Here is a 21871-nt window from a genome sequence, read left to right as displayed (position 1 = left end):
CCTAGATAAACACGTCTACAGGCAGCTTGAAGTACTCCGCCAACCATCGAACCTGTCGCAGGTTTAGTTGCCGCTTGCCGCTCAGGATCTCAGAGACGACTGACTGAGTGCCCACTCCAGGCAAGTCGCTCTGGGTCAAACCATGCTCACGCATCAGATATCCCAATACTTCAAAACCCGGAGGTTTTGGGACCGGGTGATGCGTTTGATCCCATTCTTCAATCCAGTCACCAATGATATCCACCAAGCTCATCAACGGATGAGACTCGTCATCACCGGTAATTTCCAGCAGTTCGTCGACCGCCAACACCAAGGCATCGTAGTCGTCTTCGTTTTCTGGCAACTGCAGAAAACGAGTAAAGAGACCCGGACCTTGGTCCGCACCGGAATCAAGGCAAACACTTTCAAAGCCAACAGAGTCCCCGGTGAGCGAACAACTCGTCCGGGCATTTAAGGTTTTTAGATATTCAGAGCCCTTCAAAAGCTCCGAGAGTGGAAGGCGTTTAACGGTCTTGGCGGTCATAGGAAGGTATTTCGCTCAGTTCTGCACAAGATGACCGATTAGATAAAATACAGATAGTCAGCCTCCGCGCAGACGTGCGTAGGCCCTTTCCTCAACTGAGGAAGGTAGCGACCTACAGATCAATTCCTTGATAATCGTGACTTTGCCTCCAGATCAGTCTCATAGACGTCCTGCCTGAGAACCCATCATGTCCGAACCACTCCTCATCCCCTGCCCCTCCTGCAACGGCCTCAACCGCATCCCCGCCGAGCGCCTCGCGGACCAGCCCAAGTGCGGACGCTGCAAATCCGCCGTGTTGCTGAGCAAACCGTTCGAACTCAAGCAAGGCGATTACGCCAGCCAGATCAAGGGCGATCTGCCGCTGTTGGTGGATGTCTGGGCGCAGTGGTGTGGGCCGTGCAAGTCGTTTGCGCCGGTGTTCGAGCAGGCGGCGGCACAGCTGGCCGGCAAGTGCCGCTTGGCCAAGCTCGATAGCGAGGCGAATCAGCAGTTGTCGGCGCAATTGGGGATTCGCTCGATTCCGAGTTTGATTCTGTTCAAGAACGGCAAGGAAGTGGCGCGGCAGAGTGGTGCATTTCCGCTGCCGCAGCTGATGGCGTGGCTGCGCAGCCAGGGCATCTGACACACCCAGAACCCACTGTGGGAGCGAGCTTGCTCGCGAAAGCGGCAGATCAGTTAACGAGGATGTCGACTGAACTGACGCATTCGCGAGCAAGCTCGCTCCCACAGGGGTTCATGGATAGCTCAGGAGATCAGTGATCTTCGAGCAGATTGTGCAGTTCAACGAACTGCTGGGTCAGCTTGTGTCGTGGGTCGAGGTGAATCAGCGGCATGCTGGCCTGGTGCGATTCGCGCATGCGCACAGAACTGCTCAGATACACCGGCAATACTGGCAAACCTTCAGCAATCAACTCATCGAGCATCTGCTGCGGCAGGCTTGCCCGGGCCTGAAACTGATTGACCACAATGCCTTCTACTTCCAGACCTTCGTTGTGGTCGTCCTTCAGCTCTTCGATCTCTGCGATCAGTCCGTACAGGGCCTGGCGGGAAAAGCTGTCGCAATCGAAGGGAATCAGCACGCGATCAGCGGCAATCAGTGCCGACACCGCATAGAAGTTCAGCGCTGGCGGCGTATCGAGGTAGATGCGGTCGTAATCTTCGGACAACTCATCGAGCAACTTACGCAGTTTGTTGATCTTGTGCTTGGCCTCAAGCTTGGGCTGCAAATCGGCCAGCTCGGCCGTCGCGGTAATGATGTGCAGGTTGTCGAACGGCGTTTCGTAGATGTCCGCCTGGTTCTTCTTCGAGAACGGCCCAGATGACAGCGTCTGCTTGAAGAAGTCGGCAATACCCATCGGGATGTCGTTGCCGGTCAGCCCGGTCAGATATTGAGTGGAGTTGGCCTGGGCATCGAGATCCACCAACAGCGTGCGATAACCCTCGCTGGCGCTGACCGCCGCCAGATTGCAGGCAATGCTGGACTTGCCTACGCCACCTTTCTGATTGAACACCACGCGCCGCATGACCAAACCTCCGTGTATCAAAGAATGACCGAGTGTAGATGCGCTCGACCTCGCTTCGCTACCTTCATGGACGTGGACTACAGCGTCAGGGGCAAAAATCCACGGACAGTTAGCGCAAAAACCGCCATTGATCGCCGAGATACCCGACAGACAAGCCGCCGACAATCTGGATAATGGCCAAGTGACAGTTTTCTTGCGAACCATTCGGTACATTTCGTTGCGCAAAATGTAACCAGCATTTGCTACACACTCGTCGCACCGGGATAATGCGCGCCACTCGGCGCCCTGCGTCACGTCAAGCCTGCTGCGGCTTTGGCGACTAAACGCGTCAACGAAAGCCCGCAGGGGCGGGATGAATGTCCGTGATCAACTTCAACATCGCCCAATGGCGCGCGTGGGCCCCAGGCCTCGACAGCGTGGACGCCTGGCAGGCCTGGAGCCGACAACCGGTCGTGCTCCAGCGCAGTGATGCCGCGCCCGATGTGTCGTTTTTGCCGGCCATGCAGCGCCGCCGCCTCAGCCGACTGGCACGCATGGCGTTCAGCGTTGGCTGGCCCCTCGCCGACGGACGGGAGAATCTGCCACTGGTGTTTGTTTCGCGTCACGGCGAAACCCCGCGTACCTACGAGATCCTCAGCGATCTGGCCAACGAACAGCCGCTGTCGCCGACGCAGTTCAGCCTGTCGGTGCACAACGCGATCATTGGTCTGTGGTCGATCATGCGCGGAGAAACCAGCGAAATGACCGCCATTGCCGCCGCTGGCGACGGTCTCGAAAACGGCATGCTCGAAGCCGCGGCGCTGCTCAATGAAGGTGCCCCGGCAGTGTTGCTGGTAATCACCGAAGAACAGCCGCCCGCAGCGTATTCGGCGTGGATCGACGACGTGCCGTTTCCTTATGCCCTCGGCCTGTTACTCACCCCCGGTACCGACTGGCGGCTGACCCTGAACAGCATCACAGAAACACGGTCAAAAGCGCACTGGCCCCACGCGCTGAATCTGTTGCGCACCCTGCTCGGCCAGCAACCCCTTTGCCAACATGCCTGGAAAAATCGTGTATGGACCTGGCAACGCAACCCGTGATCGAGAAAAACCGCGACGCCTATTACTGGCGCCTGCTGGCCACCGCCGCAAGCTTCGCCCTGTTCGGGCTTGGCGGGCTGTGCCTGCGTGTGTTGGTGTTTCCACTGCTGGGCTGCCTGCCCGGTGACGCCCTTGCACATCGCCGACGCGCGCGGCAGACCGTCAGCCGGTTGTTCTGGTTTTTCGTGCGTTTCATGGCCCGCGCTGGCGTGCTGACCTACGACATTCAGGGAGCCGAACGTCTTGGCCGTCCCGGGCAGATGATCATCGCCAACCACCCGTCGCTGATCGACGTGGTGTTCCTGATCGGTCTGGTGCGCCAGGCCAATTGCGTGGTGAAGAAAACCCTGTGGGAAAACCCCTTCACCCGTGGCCCGCTGCGCAGCACCGAATACATCAGCAACGACGGCAGCATGGACATGCTCGATGCCGCTGCCCAGTCCCTGCAAAACGGCCAGACCCTGATCATCTTTCCCGAAGGCACGCGCACCCAGCCAGGTCAGGCGCCGGCCTTTCATCGCGGGGCGGCAGCGATTGCCCTGCGCGGTGCGAAAATAGTCACGCCGGTGATCATCAAGGTCAACCCGACCACGCTGACCAAAGCCGAACCCTGGTATCGGATCCCCAGCCGCCGCGTGCACTTCAGTTTTCGCGTCGGGGCCGATATAGACCCACAGACTTTCGCCGCGCAGGGGCCAGCCCCGCAAGCCTCGCGCAAGCTCAACGATTATTTGCACACCTACTTTATTAAGGAGCTCGCCGAAGATGAGCGATCTGAATCGTGATATCAAACTGCTAATCATCGATGCCCTCGGCCTCGAAGATATCAGCGCCGACGACATCGGCGACGAGCAGACGCTGTTCGGCGAAGGCCTCGGCCTGGATTCCGTCGACGCACTGGAACTGGGTTTGGCGATCCAGAAAAAATACGGCATCAAGATCGACGCCGACGCCAAAGACACCCGCAACCATTTCACCAACGTGGCGAGCCTTGCGGCGTTCGTCACGGCAAAACAGGCAGCTTGAGACCGGACCATGCAAACTCGTGACGATATTTTCAACACCCTGCGCGATGCCTTGGTCGAGCTGTTCGAACTGGATCCGGCCCGTGTGAGCCTGGAGTCCAACCTGTATCAGGATCTGGAAATCGACAGCATCGACGCGGTCGATCTGATCGATCACATCAAACGCCAGACCGGCAAGAAAATCGCCGCCGAAGAGTTCAAATCGGTGCGCACGGTCGGCGACGTGGTCGAGGCGGTTTACCGTCTGGTCCAACCGGCCGCATGAGCCGATTGATTGGCCTCGGCCTGCTGCTGGCCGGCCTGCTGTACCCCTTTGCGGTGTATTTCGGCATGGAGCATTTTGCTCCGTGGCAGTTCGGGCTGCTGCTGGGCGGTTTGTGGCTGGCGCGGGCACTGACCGGCGAACGCAAGCCCGGCAGCCTGTGGATGGCCTGTGTGGCGATCATCTTCTGCGGGTTATTGGCGCTGTTCGACAGTCCGTTGCTGCTGCGCTGGTATCCGGTGCTGATCAGCGGTTTCATGCTGGTGCTGTTCAGCCTGAGCCTGAAATTCGGCCCGCCGATGGTCGAGCGCCTGGCGCGCTTGCGTGAACCACAGTTGCCGGACATTGCGATTCGCTACACGCGAAAGGTCACGGTGGCCTGGAGCGTGTTTTTCTTCTGCAACGGTTTGTGCGCCGCCCTGCTGACCCTGTGGGCGCCGCTGAATTGGTGGATGTTGTACACCGGCCTGATCTCCTACGGATTGATCGGCCTGATGTTTGCCATTGAATGGCTGATACGACAACGGGTAAGAGGCCGTACATGAACTGGATAAAACTTGAGCAGCTGTTGCTCAAGCCTGTGCCGGCGCGGGCCATCAGCCACGCACCGGCCCTCGAACACGCACAACTGTGCGAGCAGGCGTTGAGCGTTGCCGCCGGTCTGCAAGCTCAGGGCGTGAAGCGCCTGGCTGTGCACCTGGAAGATGCCGCAGAACTGGCCGTCGCTTTGCTGGGCGCATGGCGTGCCGGCGTCAGTGTGCTGCTGCCCTCGGACCTGCAAGCACAAACCCGCCAGCGCTGGTCGGGCGAAGTCGACCTGTGGCTGACGGATCACGCCGATGACGCGCATCTGAGCGACTTTCATCAGCCGCCGTTGCATGGCGCCGAGCTGGATCTCGACCAGTGCCGTTTGAGCCTGTGTACGTCCGGCTCCAGCGGCGAGCCCAAGCGCATCGACAAGTCCCTGCGCCAACTGGCCAACGAAGTCCTGGCGCTGGAGCAACTGTGGGGCGCGGACCTCGGTGAGGCCTGCATCATCGGCAGCGTCGCCACCCAGCACATCTACGGTTTGTTGTTTCGCGTGCTGTGGCCGCTGTGCGCCGGGCGCACTTTTGTGCGACAGCAACTGGCCTTCCCGGAAGATATGCAGCGCGCCAGCCGCGAACATCCGGCCTTCGCCTGGGTCGCCAGCCCGGCGTTGCTCAAGCGTATGGGCGACAACCTTGACTGGCCTGCCCTCAGCGCCGTGCGCCGGGTGTTTTCCTCCGGTGGCGCGTTGCCCTTTGAAGCTGCGCAGAGCCTGCAACAACGTTTGCAGCAATGGCCGACGGAAATCCTCGGCAGCTCGGAAACCGGCGGAATCGCCTGGCGTCAGGGCGAACAACTGTGGCAACCGTTCGCCGGTGTCGAACTGAGCCAGGACAGCGACGGCGCCCTGCTGATCGCTTCACCTTACTTACCGGCCGGGCACGTTGAGCACACCGCCGACGCCGCGCGCATCGCCGCCGATGGTCGTTTCGAACTGTTGGGGCGACTGGACCGGATCGTCAAACTCGAAGAAAAACGCATCTCTCTGCCCATGCTCGAACAAGCCCTGGTTGCCCATGCCTGGGTCGCCGAAGCCCGCTTGGGCGTGGTCCAGGAAAACCGCGCCTCCCTCGGGGCAGTGCTGGTGCTCAGCGATGCAGGCTTGTTTGCTTTGCGTGAACACGGCCGTCGCAGCCTGACCGAAACCCTGCGCCAGCATTTGCGCCAACACTGCGAAGCGCTGGCGTTGCCTCGACGCTGGCGGCTAGTGCGGCAATTGCCGTTGAACAGCCAAGGCAAGCTGCCGCAGGTCGATATCGAAGCGCTGCTGATGGCGCCGCGACCGAAAGCGCCCGAGGTGCTGGAACAAGTCGAAAGCGCTGGCGAGTGGAGCCTGCAACTGAGCGTGCCAGCGGATCTGGCCTACTTCAGCGGCCACTTCCCCAAGGCGCCGGTATTGCCCGGCGTGGTGCAAGTGGAATGGGCGTTGAACCTGGGTCGACAATTGCTCAACCTGACCGGCCCGTTTGCCGGCATGGAAGTGCTGAAGTTTCAGCAATTGGTGCGCCCCGGCGATGAAATCCAGTTGCACCTGCGTTTCGATCCGGAGCGCAGCAAATTGTATTTCGCCTACCGCAATGACACGGCGACCTGCTCAAGTGGGCGGATCATTCTGGGGGCCACTGATGCATAACCCTTGCGCCGTGATCCCGGTCTACAATCACGAAACTGCGGTCACCACCGTGGTCGACGCTCTGCTCGCGCAAGGCCTGCCGTGCATTCTGGTGGACGACGCCAGCACGCCATCTTGCGCCAGGGTCCTCGACGCACTGGCCGAGCACGACAACGTGCATCTCGTCCGTCTAACTGTCAATCAGGGCAAGGGCGGTGCGGTGATGACCGGTTTGCGCGAAGCTTCGCTATTGGGCTTCAGCCATGCACTGCAGGTCGATGCCGACGGTCAGCACGATTTGCACGATGTCGCCCGTTTCGTCGAGGAATCCCGCGCCCATCCCGAAGCGATGATCTGCGGTTATCCGTTGTTCGACGAGAGCGTGCCCAAGGGCCGTTTGTACGCGCGCTATCTGACCCACGTGATGGTCTGGATCAACACGCTGTCGCTGCAGATCCGCGATTCGATGTGCGGTTTCCGCGTCTATCCGCTGGCCCCGACGCTGGCGGTGATCGATTCGGCGAAAGTCGGCAAACGCATGGATTTCGACTCAGACATCCTCGTACGCCTGTCGTGGCGCAATCAGCCGATGCGCTGGCTGCAAACCAGCGTGCACTACCCGCTGGACGGTGTGTCGCACTTTCGCCTGTTCCACGACAACGCACTGATTTCCAGCATGCACACGCGGCTGTTTCTCGGCATGTTGCTGCGCTTCCCGGTGATCCTCTGGCGGCGGTGGCGAGCATGACCTGCGAGACCGACAAGAAGCACTGGGCCGACCGCGAAGAACGCGGCAGTTTCCTGCTGATGAAATTCACCGCGTTCGCCGCAAAAGTCCTTGGCCGACGCCTGCTCAGCCCATTGCTGTATGGCATCGTCCTGTACTTCTTCCTGTTCGGCCGCACCGCTCGGCGCAGTGCGTGGCAATACCAGCAGCGCCTGGCCGCTTGGAGTCAGCGCGAAGCGTTGCGCCCTACTCAATGGCGGGTGTTCGGCCAGTTCATGTCGTTCGCCGATTCGATGCTCGACAAGCTCGACGTGTGGAACGGCAAACTCAGCATTGAGCAGATCGAAATCATCGACCCGGCGCTGCTGCGCAACCAGTTGCGCGGCAGTCGCGGGCAACTATTGGTCGGCGCGCACCTGGGCAATCTCGAAGTCTGTCGCGCACTGGCGGAGATTGGCGAAAAGGTCACGATGAATGTGCTGGTGCACACCAAGCACGCCGAGCAATTCAATCGCCTGCTCGGTGAAGCCGGGGCGACCAATCTGCGCCTGATTCAGGTCAGCGAACTCGACCCGGTGATCATGCTGCAACTGCACGAACGGCTGGAGCGCGGCGAGTGGCTGGCGATCGCCGGCGACCGCGTGCCGCTGCACGGCGGGCGTAGCGTGACCGTGGACTTCCTCGGCCACCCGGCGCCATTCCCGCAAGGCCCGTGGTTGCTCGCCGGTTTGCTCAAATGCCCGGTCAATCTGTTGATGTGCCTCAAGCAACCGGACGGCCACTATCGCCTGACCCTCGAACCCTTCGCCGACGCCGTGGTGTGGAAGCGCAGCGAGCGCGAGCAGGTCATTCATCAGTGGGCCACCCGCTATGCGCAGCGCCTGAGTCACTATTGCCTCGAAGCGCCGCAACAATGGTTCAACTTTTACCCTTTCTGGAAGATCGATGACGACGCCAACCCATGAGCCGGTAACCTTCGGCGAACGCCCTTTGCGCATCGAAGACGTGCTGGCCCTGGCCAACCGTCAGGCGCCCGTGCAGTTGCAGAGCGACGCCGCGTATCGCGAGCGCATCGCCAAGGGCGCACGGTTCCTCGATTCGCTGCTGGACAAGGAAGGCGTGATCTACGGCGTCACCACCGGTTACGGCGATTCCTGCGTGGTCGCGGTGCCGCTGCATCACGTCGAAGCGTTGCCGCGTCACCTCTACACCTTCCACGGTTGCGGACTGGGCAAACTGCTCGACGCACAGGCGACCCGCGCCGTGTTGGCGGCACGTTTGCAGTCGTTGTGCCACGGCGTGTCCGGGGTGCGCGTGGAACTGCTCGAACGTCTGCACGCATTTCTCGAATACGACATCCTGCCGCTGATTCCAGAGGAAGGTTCGGTCGGCGCCAGCGGCGATCTGACGCCGCTGTCTTACGTAGCCGCAACACTGTCCGGCGAGCGTGAAGTGATGTTCCGTGGCGAACGCCGTCAGGCGGCAGACGTGCATCGCGAACTCGGCTGGACGCCTTTGGTGCTGCGTCCGAAAGAAGCGCTGGCGCTGATGAACGGCACCGCCGTGATGACCGGCCTTGCCTGCCTCGCTTTCGCCCGCGCCGACTATCTGCTGCAACTGGCCACGCGCATCACCGCGCTCAACGTGGTGGCGCTGCAAGGCAACCCGGAGCACTTTGACGAACGCCTGTTCGCCGCCAAACCGCATCCGGGGCAAATGCAGGTCGCCGCGTGGCTGCGCAAGGATCTGGCGATCGACGCGCCGACCGCGCCGCTGCATCGCCTGCAGGATCGCTACTCGTTGCGTTGCGCCCCGCACGTGCTCGGCGTATTGGCCGACAGCCTGAACTGGCTGCGTTCGTTCATCGAAACAGAGCTGAACAGCGCCAACGACAACCCGATCATCGACGCCGAAGCCGAGCGTGTGCTGCACGGCGGGCACTTCTACGGCGGGCATATTGCGTTCGCCATGGACAGCCTGAAAAACCTGGTGGCCAACGTTGCTGACCTGCTTGACCGGCAACTTGCGCTGCTGGTGGATGAGCGTTACAACCACGGTCTGCCGAGCAACCTCTCCGGTGCTCCGGCGGATCGCGCAATGATCAACCATGGTTTCAAAGCCGTGCAGATCGGCACCAGCGCCTGGACCGCCGAAGCGCTGAAAAACACCATGCCGGCCAGCGTGTTCTCGCGCTCCACCGAGTGCCACAACCAGGACAAGGTGAGCATGGGCACAATCGCTGCCCGCGATGCGATCCGCGTGCTGGAGCTGACCGAACAGGTCGCCGCCGCGACATTGCTCGCCGCCAACCAAGGCGTGTGGCTGCGTGCTCAAGCCGAAGACGCCCGACCACTGCCGCCGTCGCTGGCAGCGATGCACGAAGAGCTGGCCAAGGACTTCCCGCCAGTCATCGAAGACCGCGCACTGGAAGGCGAATTGCGTCTGTGCCTGCAACGCATCGCCGCGCAACACTGGAGGCTGCATGCGTAGCGCCGGAGTGCTTCACGCCGACACCGAGATCCTCGTGCCGTTCTTCGACGTCGACACCATGCACGTCGTCTGGCACGGCCATTACGTCAAGTATCTGGAAGTGGCGCGTTGCGCGCTGCTCGACAAGATCGGCCACAACTACACGCACATGGTCGAGTCCGGGTTCGCCTGGCCGATCATCGACCTGCAACTGCGCTATGTGCGCGGCGCAGTATTCGGCCAGCGCCTGAATGTGCGTGCCAGTCTGGTCGAGTGGGAAAACCGTCTGAAGATCAATTACCTGATCACCGACCTGCACAGCGGCGAACGCCTGACCCGCGCCAGCTCGGTGCAGGTCGCCGTTGAAGTCAGCAGCCGCGAGATGCAACTGGCTTCGCCGAAGGTCTTCACCGATGCCGTGGAAAGGATGCTGCGATGAACGTTTTTATTAAAAGCCTGAGCGTATTGGCGCTGCTGACGCTGTCAGCGCTGGCCAACGCCTTCGACCTGCAACAACTCAGCGCACAACTGGCGAAGCCGGACGTGATCCACGGCCAGTTCATTCAGGAAAAACACCTGCGCGCGCTACCGCAGCCGCTGATCAGCAAGGGCAGTTTCGTCCTCGCCAAAAACCACGGCCTGCTCTGGCTGCTGAAAACTCCGCTGCAGCAGGATTACCGCATCAGCGCCAATGGCATCGCCCGCCGCGACGACAACGGCTGGCAAATGTTGCCGAACAAGAGCGCCGGGGCTGAGCAGAACCGCTTGTTCCTCGCCGTGCTGCAAGGCGACAGCAGCGGCCTGCAACGGGATTTCGAACTGGCGCTGAGAGGCGATGCACAACAGTGGAAACTGACCCTGACCCCGCGTTCACTGTTGCTCAAGCAAGTGTTCAAGCAGATCACCATCGACGGCGGCGCGCTGGTGCAGACCATCGAACTGCTGGAAACCCAAGGCGACAGCACTGTGCTGCGCATGCAGGACAACAGCGCCAGTCAACCGTTGAGCGACGCGGAGCAACATGACTTTGCCGAGTGAACGCAGGCTGCCATGGCTTTTCCTGATCCTGCTGCTGGCGGTCGTCGCGCTGGCCGGTTGGCAATGGCGCGACGGTGCGCCGCTGTCGGCGAACCTGATGGAGCTGGTGCCCGGCACTCATCCGGACGCTCTTGAACAGCGCGCCGAGCAGCGCATGCAAGAACCGCTCAATCGCGAAATGCTGGTGTTGGTCGGCCACGCCGATCGCCAGCAAGCGGTCACCATGGCGCAGACCCTGGGCGAGCAATGGCAGGCCAGCGGGTTGTTCGAAAAGGTGCAGTGGAACCTGCAAGCAGACCTGCCAGCGCTGCGCACGCAACTGCTGCAAGGGCGGCTGGCGATGCTCTCGGCGGATGATCGTCAATTGCTGATCGAACACCCCGACGCATTCATTCAGCAGCGCGTACAAGCCCTGTTCGACCCGTTCAGCGGTTTCAGTCTGGTGCCGAGTCAGGATGACTGGCTGGGCCTGACCGGGCGCATTCAGAACAGCCAGCCGCAGCACGGCTCGGTGCAACTGGATATCGGCAGCGGCGCGTTGATTGCCGACGCCGACGGCAAGAGCTGGTTACTGCTGCGCGCACGCACCACCGGCAACGCCTTCGACATGAACCTGCCGCTGCAAGTCGCCGCACTGCTGCAACAGAGTCGCGAACAGGCCGCGAAATCCGACGTGCAACTGCTGGCTGCCAGCGGCTTGCTGTACGCGGCCAACGGTCAGCAGCAAGCCACTCGCGAGATGACGTGGGTTGGCGGCGGTGCCACCGTCGGCATTCTGTTGCTGCTGTTGCTCGCTTTTCGCCGCTGGCGCGTGCTGCTGGCGTTCGTGCCGGTACTGGTCGGCATGTTGTTTGGCGCGGTGGCCTGTGTGGCGCTGTTCGGCCATATGCATGTGATGACATTGGTGCTCGGTTCCAGCCTGATCGGCGTGGCCGTGGATTATCCGCTGCACTATCTGTCGAAGAGCTGGAGCCTGAAGCCTTGGCGCAGTTGGCCGGCGTTGCGCTTGACCTTGTCCGGGCTGACCCTGAGCCTGATCACCAGCGCCATCGGTTATCTGGCGCTGGCGTGGACGCCGTTCCCGGCACTGACGCAAATCGCCGTGTTCTCTGCCGCTGGATTGCTCGGTGCCTATTTGTCGGCGGTATGCCTGTTGCCGGCGCTGTTGAAAAACGTCGAACTGCGCCCCGCGCAGTGGCCGCTGCTTTTGGCCGAGCGCATGGTCAACCTGCGCGAAAAACTTCTCGAGCGCGTGCGCACACCGGTGTTGCTGGCGCTGCTGATCGCGTTCTGCGTGGGCGGTCTGGTACAGCTGCAAAGCAAGAATGACATCCGCCAATGGGTCGGCGCACCGCATCATCTGACCGACGAAGCGCAGGCCATCGCGCGCATCACCGGCTATCAGCCCACCAGCCAGTTCTTCCTCGTGCGCGCCGACAATCAGCAGCAACTGCTCGAGCGTCAGGCCGCGCTGAGCGAGCGTCTGCAGCAACTGGTCAACCTCGACAAGCTGCAAGGTTATCTGGCCCTCGATCAACTGGTCAGCCCGCCGAACCAGCAAGAACAGGTGCGCGAGGCGCTGAACAAACTGCCGCAATACTGGCAGCCACTGCTTGACCTCGGCGTACCGCTCACCGCGCTGCAAACCGAACTGCAACAGTTGCAGACCGTGCCCGCCGAAGACATCGACGCGGCATTGGCCGGCCCGCTCGGCGAGCCTTATCGCACGCTCTGGCTCGGCCCGACCGAAGACGGCGTGGCGGCGATGACCAGCCTGCAAGGCTTGAACAACCCGGCGCTGTTGCGCGTGCAAGCGCTGGACTTGCCGGGAGTGATGCTGGTCGATCGCCTCGGTGAATTGAATGAAGTTTTTGCGGCAACGCAGATCAGCGCCGCTGAATTGAAACTCGCTTCCTGCGCGTTGATCGTGCTGGTGCTGATGCTGCCGTTCGGCCTCGGCGGGGCACTGCGCATTGTCGCCCTGCCGCTGCTCGCTGCGCTGTGCAGTCTGGCCAGCCTTGGCTGGCTCGGTCAGCCACTGACCCTGTTCAGCCTGTTCGGCCTGCTGCTGGTGACGGCAATCAGCGTCGATTACGCGATTCTCATGCGTGAACAAGTCGGTGGTGCGGCGGTGAGCCTGCTCGGCACCTTGCTGGCCGCTGTGACGACGTGGCTGTCGTTTGGTTTGCTGGCGGTGTCCAGCACGCCGGCGGTGAGCAACTTCGGCCTCTCGGTGAGCCTCGGTCTGGCGTTCAGCTTCATCCTCGCACCCTGGGCCGGACGCCACGAACACACCGCGACAGTCGCGGAGCCAGCGGCATGATGGTTGTCGTTTTCTGGCTGCTGGCCATGACCTTGTTCGCCGTGGCCACTCGTGTTGGCCGCCACTTCGGCCTGATTCCGATTGTCAGCCAGTTGCTGCTGGCGAGCTTCGGCTTGCCGCTGCTGATGTACTTCTGGATCGAACCGGGCTGGCAGCTCAGCGGCGCCGAACTGATCGCGCCAGACTGGCTGAAAAACCTCTACAGCCTGAGCTTTGCCCTGCTGCTCGGGCACATTCTCAGTGATGTGATCGATCTGAAACTGGATCGGCAGAGTGTGAAAATCGCCGTGCCGAGTTTCGCCGTGCCGTTCGCCGGTGGTCTTGCCGCGGCTTATTGGCTACTGCCGGCGCAACCGTGGCTCAACACGCTGGCCATCGGCCTGGTGTTCGCGATTACCGCGATCCCGGTGCTGTACCTGTATCTGCGCCACATCGATTACCCGCCCGCTGCCACTCGCCGGTTGGTGCAGACCGCGATCCTCATTGACCTGACCTGCTGGACGCTGTTCGGCCTCGCCCAGGGCAGTCTGCATTTGAGCAGTCTGTTGCTGCCGCTGGGACTCGCGTGTGTGCCGTTGTTTTTAAGTCTGTTGCGTGTGCGTCGGCCGCTGACCTACAGCCTCGGGTTCTTTGCGCTTTTGGTGATGGCCGAGCACTACAAACTCAACGCGCTGATCTTCGGCATCGGCTATCTGCTGTGCATGGCCGCGCTGAAAGTGCCGCTGGTGTTGCCATTGCCGGCGCGCTGGATGAGCCGTTTGCAAACGTGGCTGGCGATTCCGCTGATTCTGACGTTCGGCATCGTCCAGATCGACGTGCACAGTGCCCTCTCCAGCCTTGGTCCGCTGCAATGGGCGGCGCTGCTGCTGTTGCCGATTGCCAGTAAACTGCTCGGCAACTGGCTCGGCCTCGGCTGGGCCGGCGCCTCGTTCGAAGGCGCCAGCCGCTGGCGTGAAAGCGTGCTGCTGAATATTCGTGGCCTGAGCGAAATCGTCTTCCTCAATCTGCTCTTGCAACAACAACTCATCACCCCGGCGCTGTACTTCGCGCTGATGCTGATGGGCCTGATCGCGACGCTGCTACCGGCCCTGATCGGTCTGCATCGCGCGCCATTGAATCTGCAACATCCTTTGCCCCGGAGTTCACGTGCCAATCGTTGAAATGGAATCCCGTCAGGTCGTGATCATCGGCGCTGGCCCGTCCGGCGCTATCGCTGCGGCGTTGCTCAAGCGCAAGGGCCACGATGTGCTGGTGATCGAGCGCCAGCACTTTCCGCGTTTTTCGATCGGCGAAAGCCTGCTAAGCCATTGCCTGGATTTCGTCGAAGAGGCCGGCATGCTCGACGCCGTCAATGCCGCCGGCTTCCAGCGCAAGACCGGCGCCGCATTCGCCTGGGGCGAGCGCTACAGCGACTTCGATTTCGGTGACACCTTTACCGGCGGCAAACCGACCACGTTTCAGGTGCAACGCGCCGACTTCGACAAACTGCTGGCCGATCAAGCGGCGTTGCAGGGCGCGCAAATCCGCTACGGCGATGCCATCGTCAGCGTCGATTTCGACCGGACGAAACCGCAGCTGGATGTGCGTCGCGAGGACGGCAGCGAGTATCGCGTCGAAGCGGATTTCGTGCTGGATGCCAGCGGCTATGGTCGTGTGCTGTCACGCTTGCTGGACCTGGAAGCACCATCGAATTTCCCGGTGCGCCAGGCTGTCTTCACCCACGTCGAAGATCACATCGACAACCCGGCGTTCGACCGCGAAAAAATTCTCGTCACCACCCATCCGGAGCACCGCGATGTCTGGTTCTGGACAATTCCGTTCAGCAACGGTCGTTGCTCGGTGGGCGTGGTCGCGGCGCAAGAGCATTTCAACGGCCGCGACAGCGATCTGGATGCCTGCCTGCGCAGCTTCATCGCCGAAACCCCGAGCCTTGCCGGCGTGCTCAACAACGCTGTCTGGGACACCCCGGCACGCACCCTCGGCGGCTACGCGGCCAATGTGAAAACCTTGCACGGGCCGGGCTTCGCCTTGCTCGGCAACGCGGCAGAATTTCTCGACCCGGTGTTCTCCTCCGGGGTGACCATCGCCATGCGCTCGGCGAGCATGGCGGCAGCGGTTTTGCACCGTCAGTTGCAGGGCGAAACCGTCGACTGGCAAAGCGAATTCGCCGAGCCGCTCAAGCGCGGCGTCGACACCTTCCGCTGCTACGTCGAGGGCTGGTACGCCGGCACCTTTCAAGACGTGATTTTCTACGAACACAGCCAGGCGGAAATCCGTCGAATGATCTGCTCGATCCTCGCCGGTTACGCCTGGGATGAACGCAACCCGTTCGTCAGCGAAGCGCGCCGCCGCTTGAAGATGATTTCCGAACTCTGTGCAAAGGACGCCACATGAATTACTTGAGCGACAGCTACGTCGAGGAAACCCGTTTCGGTTTCTGGTTCCTGCGCAGCCACACCTGGCAGCACCACGTGTTGCGCGTGGCGATCAATGATCTGCGCGGGCTGTTCAGTGAAGCCCTGCCGGATCATCCCGTGTTGCTGGATGCCGGTTGCGGTCAGGGCAAGTCCTTCGGCCATCTGCGCCAGACCTTTGCGCCACAGCGTCTGATCGGCATTGATGCCGACCCGCACAGCCTTGAATTGAGCGGCGCAGAAGCGGCACGCCAAGGGCTGGACGTGGAGCTGATCGGCAGCGATTGTGCGACGCTCAATGTGCCGGACGCCAGTGTCGATCTGCTGTTCTGTCACCAGACCTTTCATCATCTGGTCGAGCAGGAAAAGGCCTTGGCCGAGTTTTACCGGGTGCTGAAACCGGGTGGCTATCTGCTGTTCGCCGAGTCCACCGAGGCTTACATTGATACGTGGGTGATTCGCTGGCTGTTCCGCCATCCGATGCATGTGCAGAAGAGTGCGGCGCAGTATCTGCAGATGATTCGTGCCCAGGGGTTTGAGTTTGCCGAGAAGAATGTCTCGTACCCTTATTTGTGGTGGAGCCGGTCGAAGGATTTTGGTTTGCTGGAGCGGTTTGGCTTACTCAAACCCAAGCCGTTCGGGCAGCGCGAAGAGACGTTGGTCAACGTAGTTGCGCGCAAGCCGTTGACAGGGGTTTCCTGATGCTACCTATAACCTGTGGGAGCGAGCTTGCTCGCGAAAGCGGTGTATCAGTCACCAGAACTGTTGAATGTGAGACCGCATTCGCGAGCAAGCTCGCTCCCACAGTGTCTGCGGTGTGGCGACTTTTTGTGGTCGGCGTGATGCTTCTGTTGAGTGCCTGCGCCAGCCTGGCGCCGCTGCCAGCAGCCAACCCGACATTGCCCCTGCCTCTGCAACTGCACATCGAACGCCAACAAGCCGAACAACGCCAGGACTGGCTTCTGGTGATCCAGCGTGAAGGCCCGGGCATCCGCTGGTCGATGATGGATCCGCTGGGCATTCCCCAGGCGCGTCAGCAACTGATCGACGGCCACTGGCAAGCCGATGGTCTGCTGCCGCCAAACCCGGAAGCCCGGGAATTGTTTGCCGCACTGTTGTTTGCCCTGACCCCGTCCGGTGAACTGCTGCGCAATTACCCCACTGCGCAGGTACAGGCCGGGCAACGCTCCCTGCCGTCGCGCTGGGATATTCACTATTCACAACCGTTGAGCTTTCAATTGAACCTGCCCCAAGGCCCGCACTATCGGGTTTCACCGCTGGGTGAACCGACGCCATGACCGCCTACCTGAATGCCCTCGGCGTGATCTGTGCGCTGGGTCGCGACAAGCAACAAGTCGCGCGCAATTTATTCGCTGGCGACTGCTCGGGCATGCGCCATGAGTCCGGCTGGGTGCCCGAGCGTGTGTTACCCGTCGCTGCCGTGCAAGGCGAACTGGCGCCGATTCCGCCTGAACTTGCCGATCAACGCAGCCGCAATAATCAGCTGTTGCTGGAAGCGGCACTGCAGATTCGCGATGACATTGATCAAACGATCCAGACCTACGGCCGCGACCGCATCGGTGTCGTGCTCGGCACCAGCACCTCGGGCATCGACGAGGCCAGCCGTGGCCTGGCGCATTACATTCGCGAGCAGCAGTTCCCGGCGGAATACGATTACCGTCAGCAGGAACTCGGCGCGCCAGCAAATTTCCTCGCCGACTGGCTGCAACTGAGCGGCCCGGCCTACGTGATTTCCACCGCTTGTACTTCCAGCGCCCGCGCCTTGATGAGCGCTCAGCGCCTGCTCGATCTGGGCTTGTGCGACGCCGTGCTGTGCGGCGGCGTCGACAGTTTGTGCAAGCTGACGCTTAACGGTTTTTCGTCGCTGGAAGCCGTGTCGGACGAACGCTGCAATCCGTTCTCGGCCAATCGCAACGGCATCAATATTGGCGAGGCGGCGGTGTTGTTCGTCATGAGCAAACAGCAAGGTGAAGGCCCGGCCATTGCCCTGCTCGGCGCCGGCGCCAGTTCCGACGCCCATCACATTTCCGCCCCTGAGCCGACCGGGCGCGGCGCGCTGCAAGCCATGCAGAAAGCCTTGAACCGCGCACACCTGCATGCCACGCAGATCAGCTACCTGAACCTGCACGGCACCGCCACCCAACACAACGACGCCATGGAAAGTCTGGCGGTCGCCGAACTGTTCCCCGCAGGCGTGGCCTGCTCGTCGACCAAACCGCTGACCGGCCACACCCTCGGTGCGGCCGGCGCACTGGAAGCCGCGTTTTGCTGGTTGAGCCTGAGCGCCGACAACCCCGACCACGCCTTGCCACCACACGTCTGGGACGGTCAGGCCGATCCCGCGCTGCCGCCACTCAAATGGGTGACCGCAAGCGAGCGCCTGACGTCCATTGCACCCCGCTACCTGATGAGCAACTCGTTTGCCTTCGGCGGCAACAACGTCAGCCTGATTATCGGAGACGCCCCATGACTGACTGGCCGCTCGCCGAACTGCTGCCCCATGCCGGCGACATGATTCTGATCGACAGCATCCTCAGCTTTGACGAGGAGCAGATTTTCACCCGCCTTACGGTCAAGCCAGATGGCCTGTTCAGCCTGCCCGACGGCAGCCTGCCGGCGTGGGTCGGCGTCGAGCTGATGGCGCAGAGCGTCGCCGCGTTTGCCGGTTGCCACGCGCGACTCAAAGACAATCCGGTGGAGCTCGGGTTCCTGCTCGGCACGCGCAAGTTTGAATGCAACGTCGAAGCCTTTCCCGCCGGTAGCGATCTGACCATTCATGGTCTGCGCTCGCTGGAAGACGACAACGGCATGGGCGTCTTCGAATGTCATATCCACGGCGCCGGCATCCATGCCAGCGCGCGGTTGAACGTGTTCCGCCCACCCCAGCCATCCCAATATCTGCAACAGACACAGGAGTCGAACGATGACTGAATCCGTACTGGTCACCGGCTCCAGCCGTGGCATCGGCCGCGCCATTGCTTTGCGTCTGGCGCAGGCCGGGCACGATATCGTCCTGCATTGCCGCAGTGGCATGGCCGAAGCGCAAGCCGTTCAGGCTGAAGTCGAAGCGCTGGGGCGCAAGGCGCGGATCCTGCAATTCGACGTCGCCGACCGCGAAACCTGCAAAACCATTCTGGAAACCGACGTCGAAATCCATGGCGCCTATTACGGCGTAGTGTTGAACGCCGGGCTGACCCGTGACGGTGCCTTTCCGGCGCTGAGCGACGACGATTGGGACGTGGTGTTACGCACCAACCTCGACGGCTTCTACAACGTTCTCCACCCGGTGATGATGCCGATGATCCGCCGCCGTGCCGCTGGTCGCATTGTCTGCATCACCTCGGTGTCGGGGCTGATCGGCAACCGAGGCCAAGTCAACTACAGCGCCTCCAAGGCCGGGGTGATAGGCGCGGCAAAGGCATTGGCGATTGAGTTGGGCAAGCGCAAAATCACGGTTAACTGCGTCGCGCCGGGCCTGATCGACACGGCGATGCTCGATGAAAACGTGCCGGTGGAGGAATTGATGAAGATGATCCCCGCGCAACGCATGGGCACCCCGGAAGAAGTCGCCAGTGCGGTGAATTTCCTGATGTCAGCGGAAGCTTCGTACATCACCCGCCAGGTGCTGGCGGTCAACGGAGGCCTGTGCTGATGAAGCGCGTCGTCGTCACCGGCATGGCCGGCATCACCTCGCTGGGCAGCGACTGGGAGACCATCGCCGGCAATTTCGCGGCCAACCGCAGCGGCATCCGCCGGATGGACGAGTGGGATCGGTTCAGCGAACTCAACACGCGCCTGGCCGGGCCGATCGATGATTTTGCAGTGCCTGCGCACTGGACCCGCAAGCAATTGCGCAGCATGGGCCGGGTATCGCGGCTGGCGGTTCGTGCGGCAGAAAACGCCCTGGCTGACGCCGGTTTGCTCGGTGACGAATCGATCAAGGATGGCCGCATGGGCGTGGCCTGCGGCTCGTCCACCGGCAGCACCGACGAGATCAAAGCGTTCGGCAACATGCTGCTCAACTCGGTGGCTGAAGGCCTCAACGCCAACTCCTACGTGCGGATGATGCCGCACACCACCGCCGCCAACATCAGCATCTTTTTTGGCCTGACCGGGCGGCTGATCCCGACGTCCAGCGCCTGCACCAGCGGCAGTCAGGGCATCGGTTACGCCTACGAGGCGATCAAGTTCGGGCGCCTGCCGTTGATGCTCGCCGGCGGCGCCGAAGAGCTGTGCCCGACCGAAGCCATGGTCTTCGACGCGCTCTACGCCACCAGCCTGAAAAACGATGCGCCGCAGACCAGTCCACGCCCGTACGACAAGGGCCGCGATGGTCTGGTGATCGGTGAAGGTGGCGGCATGCTCGTGCTCGAAGAGCTGGAACACGCCCTCGCCCGTGGTGCGCGCATCCACGCCGAGATCGTCGGCTTCGGCAGCAACGCCGACGGCCAGCACACCACGCGCCCGGAACAAGTGACCATGCGCCGTGCAATGGAACTGGCGCTGGAAGACGCCGGCCTGACCCCGGATGCCATCGGTTATGTAAATGGCCACGGCACCGCTACAGAACAGGGCGACATTGCCGAAACACTGGCGACCAGCAGTTTGTTCGGTGAACACATGCCGATCAGTTCGCAGAAGAGCTTCCTCGGCCACACCCTCGGCGCCTGCGGTGCGCTGGAGTCATGGTTCAGCATCGAGATGATGAACCGCGATCTGTACGTGCACACGTTCAACCTCGACGAGGTCGATCCGCACTGCGGCAAACTCGATTACCTGCGCGGTGAATTCCGCCAGATGCATCACGACTACGTGATGAACAACAATTTCGCTTTTGGTGGCGTCAACACCTCGTTGATTTTTCGCCGCTGGCACTGACCGCAACACGTTTGGAGTGAAGGGAATGACTCAGTTTCACCGCATCGCCGCTCTGTTGGCACTGGCTTTTGTGCTCGGCGGTTGCACCAGCAAACCGGTTTACAACGCCAAGGAAGAGTTCTCGCCCAACCTCGGCTTCACCCAGCAACAGATGAGCCGCGCCATCGTCACTGCACTGAACGATCGCCAGTGGGTCGTGCAGTCGGTGCGTCCGGGCATGATCAAAGCGGCAATCACTGTACGCGGTCGCCATCACGCCGAAGTCGACATCCCGTTCACCCCGACTTCGTTCGAAATCGACTACCGCAGCAGCTACGGCCTCGACGCCAAGGACGGCAAGATCCACGGCAACTACAACCGCTGGGTCAACCGCCTGCGCGACAACGTGCTCAAAGAGCTGTCGATCAACCCCGACATCGAGTTCGTCAACGATCTGGGCATCGTTAAACAGGGCGCCGACGAGCCGACCTACCTGAGCTTCCGCGAAGGCGTCAAACGCGCTACCGACGCCGGCCTGCTCGACGGCAGCGTAAAGTTCTACCTGGCCGGCGAAACGCTGCCCAAGCAAGTGCGCAAACTCGACACCGTGAGCAGCAGCCGCAAGACCAACGGCTCGAACAAATCCGACGAAGACGCCTGCTTCTGGGCTCTGCAATCGGCGCTGGCCACCCTGCAGAACGCTGCGAAAAAAGCCGACGCCAATGCGGTGATCAACATCGCCAGCGTCGACCAGCGCGATCTGTACAAAGACACCGAGAAATTCCAGTGCCGTGCCGGGCTGGTGGTGTCGAGCGTGGCATTGCGCGGGGACTTGGCGCACGTGGATTGATGGGATTGTAGAAACGACAAAGGGCGCCATTCGGCGCCCTTTTTTTTGCGAGCTGACCGAGTTGATCCTTAAATTATTGCGAATGATCACTATCGTAAAAACGTCTAAAAACCTGTTAGTTCTTACAGGTGCCGCATTTTTTCATCAGACCGATGATGACGGGGTCAAATCCTACATCCACAAAGCAGGTGAAAAAATGGCAAGCCCAGAACTCACTGATGAAAAGCTCCTGAACTTGACTGCAGAAGAAGCTGAAAACCTGAGTCCCGAGCAACGAAGTCGGCGGGAGCTCCTACGCAGGACGACTGTTCCCCTGCAATCCCTGCCAGCGGCACCAGTCGTTGTGGCGTCTCCTGACGCTACCCCCGGCAAACAATGATCATTTATCCTGGCAAGCACTTTGGTGAAAGATCTCGCTACCGCTTGGCTGCACATCAGTCATGAAAAACCAACGGCACGCTTTTACTGACAGATCGCAATATCAGTTTTTTGGATTCGCAGCACTACCCGATAGAAGCTAGCTAGCCCTTTACTACAAAAAGGGCGCCATTCGGCGC

Annotated in this window: 25 protein-coding genes; 23 read left to right on the top strand and 2 right to left on the bottom strand. The window is 61.3% G+C overall.

What is annotated here, in order from left to right; genetic code table 11:
• Position 1 precedes the first annotated feature (1 nt).
• Positions 2–349, bottom strand: coding sequence for a helix-turn-helix domain-containing protein (locus ACZ0A4_RS26465; protein WP_052229391.1), 348 nt, complete (start codon positions 347–349; stop codon positions 2–4).
• 361 nt (positions 350–710) lie between these two features.
• Between ACZ0A4_RS26465 and trxC the strand changes: the two genes are divergently transcribed.
• On the top strand, positions 711–1145 hold the full coding sequence (gene trxC / locus ACZ0A4_RS26460; protein ID WP_463576889.1) for a thioredoxin TrxC: 435 nt from the start codon (positions 711–713) through the stop codon (positions 1143–1145).
• 130 nt (positions 1146–1275) lie between these two features.
• Here trxC and ACZ0A4_RS26455 read toward each other — a convergent pair whose 3' ends face one another.
• On the bottom strand, positions 1276–2046 hold the full coding sequence (locus ACZ0A4_RS26455) for a ParA family protein (protein WP_212620551.1): 771 nt from the start codon (positions 2044–2046) through the stop codon (positions 1276–1278).
• Positions 2047–2402: 356 nt separating this feature from the next.
• Between ACZ0A4_RS26455 and ACZ0A4_RS26450 the strand changes: the two genes are divergently transcribed.
• From ACZ0A4_RS26450 to ACZ0A4_RS26345, 22 genes are all read left to right on the top strand, one after another.
• Positions 2403–3128: a beta-ketoacyl synthase chain length factor gene (locus ACZ0A4_RS26450; RefSeq protein WP_463576888.1), complete on the top strand. Its 726-nt coding sequence runs from the start codon at positions 2403–2405 to the stop codon at positions 3126–3128.
• A complete protein-coding gene (locus tag ACZ0A4_RS26445; RefSeq protein ID WP_463576886.1) occupies positions 3104–3913 on the top strand; it encodes a lysophospholipid acyltransferase family protein in 810 nt (269 codons plus the stop codon). The genes ACZ0A4_RS26450 and ACZ0A4_RS26445 overlap by 25 nt, the downstream gene beginning before the upstream one ends.
• Positions 3894–4154 carry a phosphopantetheine-binding protein gene (locus ACZ0A4_RS26440; RefSeq protein WP_110719529.1) on the top strand — a complete coding sequence of 87 codons (261 nt, stop codon included), beginning with the start codon at positions 3894–3896 and terminating at the stop codon, positions 4152–4154. The genes ACZ0A4_RS26445 and ACZ0A4_RS26440 overlap by 20 nt, the downstream gene beginning before the upstream one ends.
• Before the next feature lie 9 nt (positions 4155–4163).
• Complete coding sequence (locus ACZ0A4_RS26435; RefSeq protein ID WP_007909503.1) at positions 4164–4418, top strand: acyl carrier protein; 255 nt, start codon at positions 4164–4166, stop codon at positions 4416–4418.
• Positions 4415–4960 (top strand): COG4648 family protein, encoded by a 546-nt coding sequence (locus tag ACZ0A4_RS26430; RefSeq protein WP_463576885.1) that lies wholly within the window; start codon positions 4415–4417, stop codon positions 4958–4960. Before ACZ0A4_RS26435 ends, ACZ0A4_RS26430 begins: the two co-directional genes overlap by 4 nt.
• On the top strand, positions 4957–6636 hold the full coding sequence (locus tag ACZ0A4_RS26425) for an AMP-binding protein (protein ID WP_463576884.1): 1680 nt from the start codon (positions 4957–4959) through the stop codon (positions 6634–6636). The genes ACZ0A4_RS26430 and ACZ0A4_RS26425 overlap by 4 nt, the downstream gene beginning before the upstream one ends.
• Entirely contained in the window at positions 6629–7363 is a 735-nt protein-coding gene (locus ACZ0A4_RS26420) for a glycosyltransferase family 2 protein (protein WP_463576882.1), read from the top strand. Before ACZ0A4_RS26425 ends, ACZ0A4_RS26420 begins: the two co-directional genes overlap by 8 nt.
• The gene (locus ACZ0A4_RS26415; protein ID WP_463576880.1) at positions 7360–8307 is read left to right on the top strand and encodes an LpxL/LpxP family acyltransferase; all 948 of its coding nucleotides are present in this window, start codon (positions 7360–7362) and stop codon (positions 8305–8307) included. The genes ACZ0A4_RS26420 and ACZ0A4_RS26415 overlap by 4 nt, the downstream gene beginning before the upstream one ends.
• Positions 8288–9832 carry an HAL/PAL/TAL family ammonia-lyase gene (locus tag ACZ0A4_RS26410; RefSeq protein ID WP_463576879.1) on the top strand — a complete coding sequence of 515 codons (1545 nt, stop codon included), beginning with the start codon at positions 8288–8290 and terminating at the stop codon, positions 9830–9832. Before ACZ0A4_RS26415 ends, ACZ0A4_RS26410 begins: the two co-directional genes overlap by 20 nt.
• Positions 9825–10250 carry an acyl-CoA thioesterase gene (locus tag ACZ0A4_RS26405; protein ID WP_016983876.1) on the top strand — a complete coding sequence of 142 codons (426 nt, stop codon included), beginning with the start codon at positions 9825–9827 and terminating at the stop codon, positions 10248–10250. Before ACZ0A4_RS26410 ends, ACZ0A4_RS26405 begins: the two co-directional genes overlap by 8 nt.
• Complete coding sequence (locus ACZ0A4_RS26400) at positions 10247–10849, top strand: outer membrane lipoprotein carrier protein LolA (protein ID WP_463576877.1); 603 nt, start codon at positions 10247–10249, stop codon at positions 10847–10849. The genes ACZ0A4_RS26405 and ACZ0A4_RS26400 overlap by 4 nt, the downstream gene beginning before the upstream one ends.
• Positions 10833–13172, top strand: coding sequence for an MMPL family transporter (locus ACZ0A4_RS26395; protein ID WP_463576875.1), 2340 nt, complete (start codon positions 10833–10835; stop codon positions 13170–13172). The genes ACZ0A4_RS26400 and ACZ0A4_RS26395 overlap by 17 nt, the downstream gene beginning before the upstream one ends.
• Entirely contained in the window at positions 13169–14332 is a 1164-nt protein-coding gene (locus tag ACZ0A4_RS26390) for a cation:proton antiporter (protein WP_463576874.1), read from the top strand. The genes ACZ0A4_RS26395 and ACZ0A4_RS26390 overlap by 4 nt, the downstream gene beginning before the upstream one ends.
• A complete protein-coding gene (locus tag ACZ0A4_RS26385) occupies positions 14319–15566 on the top strand; it encodes an NAD(P)/FAD-dependent oxidoreductase (RefSeq protein WP_463576872.1) in 1248 nt (415 codons plus the stop codon). The genes ACZ0A4_RS26390 and ACZ0A4_RS26385 overlap by 14 nt, the downstream gene beginning before the upstream one ends.
• On the top strand, positions 15563–16288 hold the full coding sequence (locus ACZ0A4_RS26380) for a class I SAM-dependent methyltransferase (protein ID WP_463576870.1): 726 nt from the start codon (positions 15563–15565) through the stop codon (positions 16286–16288). Before ACZ0A4_RS26385 ends, ACZ0A4_RS26380 begins: the two co-directional genes overlap by 4 nt.
• Complete coding sequence (locus ACZ0A4_RS26375; RefSeq protein WP_463576869.1) at positions 16288–16884, top strand: hypothetical protein; 597 nt, start codon at positions 16288–16290, stop codon at positions 16882–16884. Before ACZ0A4_RS26380 ends, ACZ0A4_RS26375 begins: the two co-directional genes overlap by 1 nt.
• The gene (locus ACZ0A4_RS26370) at positions 16881–18077 is read left to right on the top strand and encodes a beta-ketoacyl-[acyl-carrier-protein] synthase family protein (protein WP_463576867.1); all 1197 of its coding nucleotides are present in this window, start codon (positions 16881–16883) and stop codon (positions 18075–18077) included. Before ACZ0A4_RS26375 ends, ACZ0A4_RS26370 begins: the two co-directional genes overlap by 4 nt.
• Complete coding sequence (locus ACZ0A4_RS26365) at positions 18074–18538, top strand: hotdog family protein (protein WP_463576865.1); 465 nt, start codon at positions 18074–18076, stop codon at positions 18536–18538. The genes ACZ0A4_RS26370 and ACZ0A4_RS26365 overlap by 4 nt, the downstream gene beginning before the upstream one ends.
• A complete protein-coding gene (gene fabG, locus ACZ0A4_RS26360; RefSeq protein ID WP_122609478.1) occupies positions 18531–19259 on the top strand; it encodes a 3-oxoacyl-ACP reductase FabG in 729 nt (242 codons plus the stop codon). Before ACZ0A4_RS26365 ends, fabG begins: the two co-directional genes overlap by 8 nt.
• Complete coding sequence (locus ACZ0A4_RS26355) at positions 19259–20485, top strand: beta-ketoacyl-ACP synthase (RefSeq protein ID WP_463576864.1); 1227 nt, start codon at positions 19259–19261, stop codon at positions 20483–20485. Before fabG ends, ACZ0A4_RS26355 begins: the two co-directional genes overlap by 1 nt.
• A gap of 25 nt (positions 20486–20510) precedes the next feature.
• Entirely contained in the window at positions 20511–21314 is an 804-nt protein-coding gene (locus tag ACZ0A4_RS26350) for a hypothetical protein (protein ID WP_116255739.1), read from the top strand.
• An 82-nt stretch (positions 21315–21396) separates the two neighbouring features.
• Positions 21397–21693 carry a hypothetical protein gene (locus tag ACZ0A4_RS26345; protein ID WP_463576863.1) on the top strand — a complete coding sequence of 99 codons (297 nt, stop codon included), beginning with the start codon at positions 21397–21399 and terminating at the stop codon, positions 21691–21693.
• Positions 21694–21871 lie beyond the last annotated feature (178 nt).

This window comes from Pseudomonas sp. AC172 (assembly GCF_979258595.1).
Note: the sequence above shows the minus strand (reverse complement) of the source record. Positions and strands in the feature narration are given on the sequence as shown.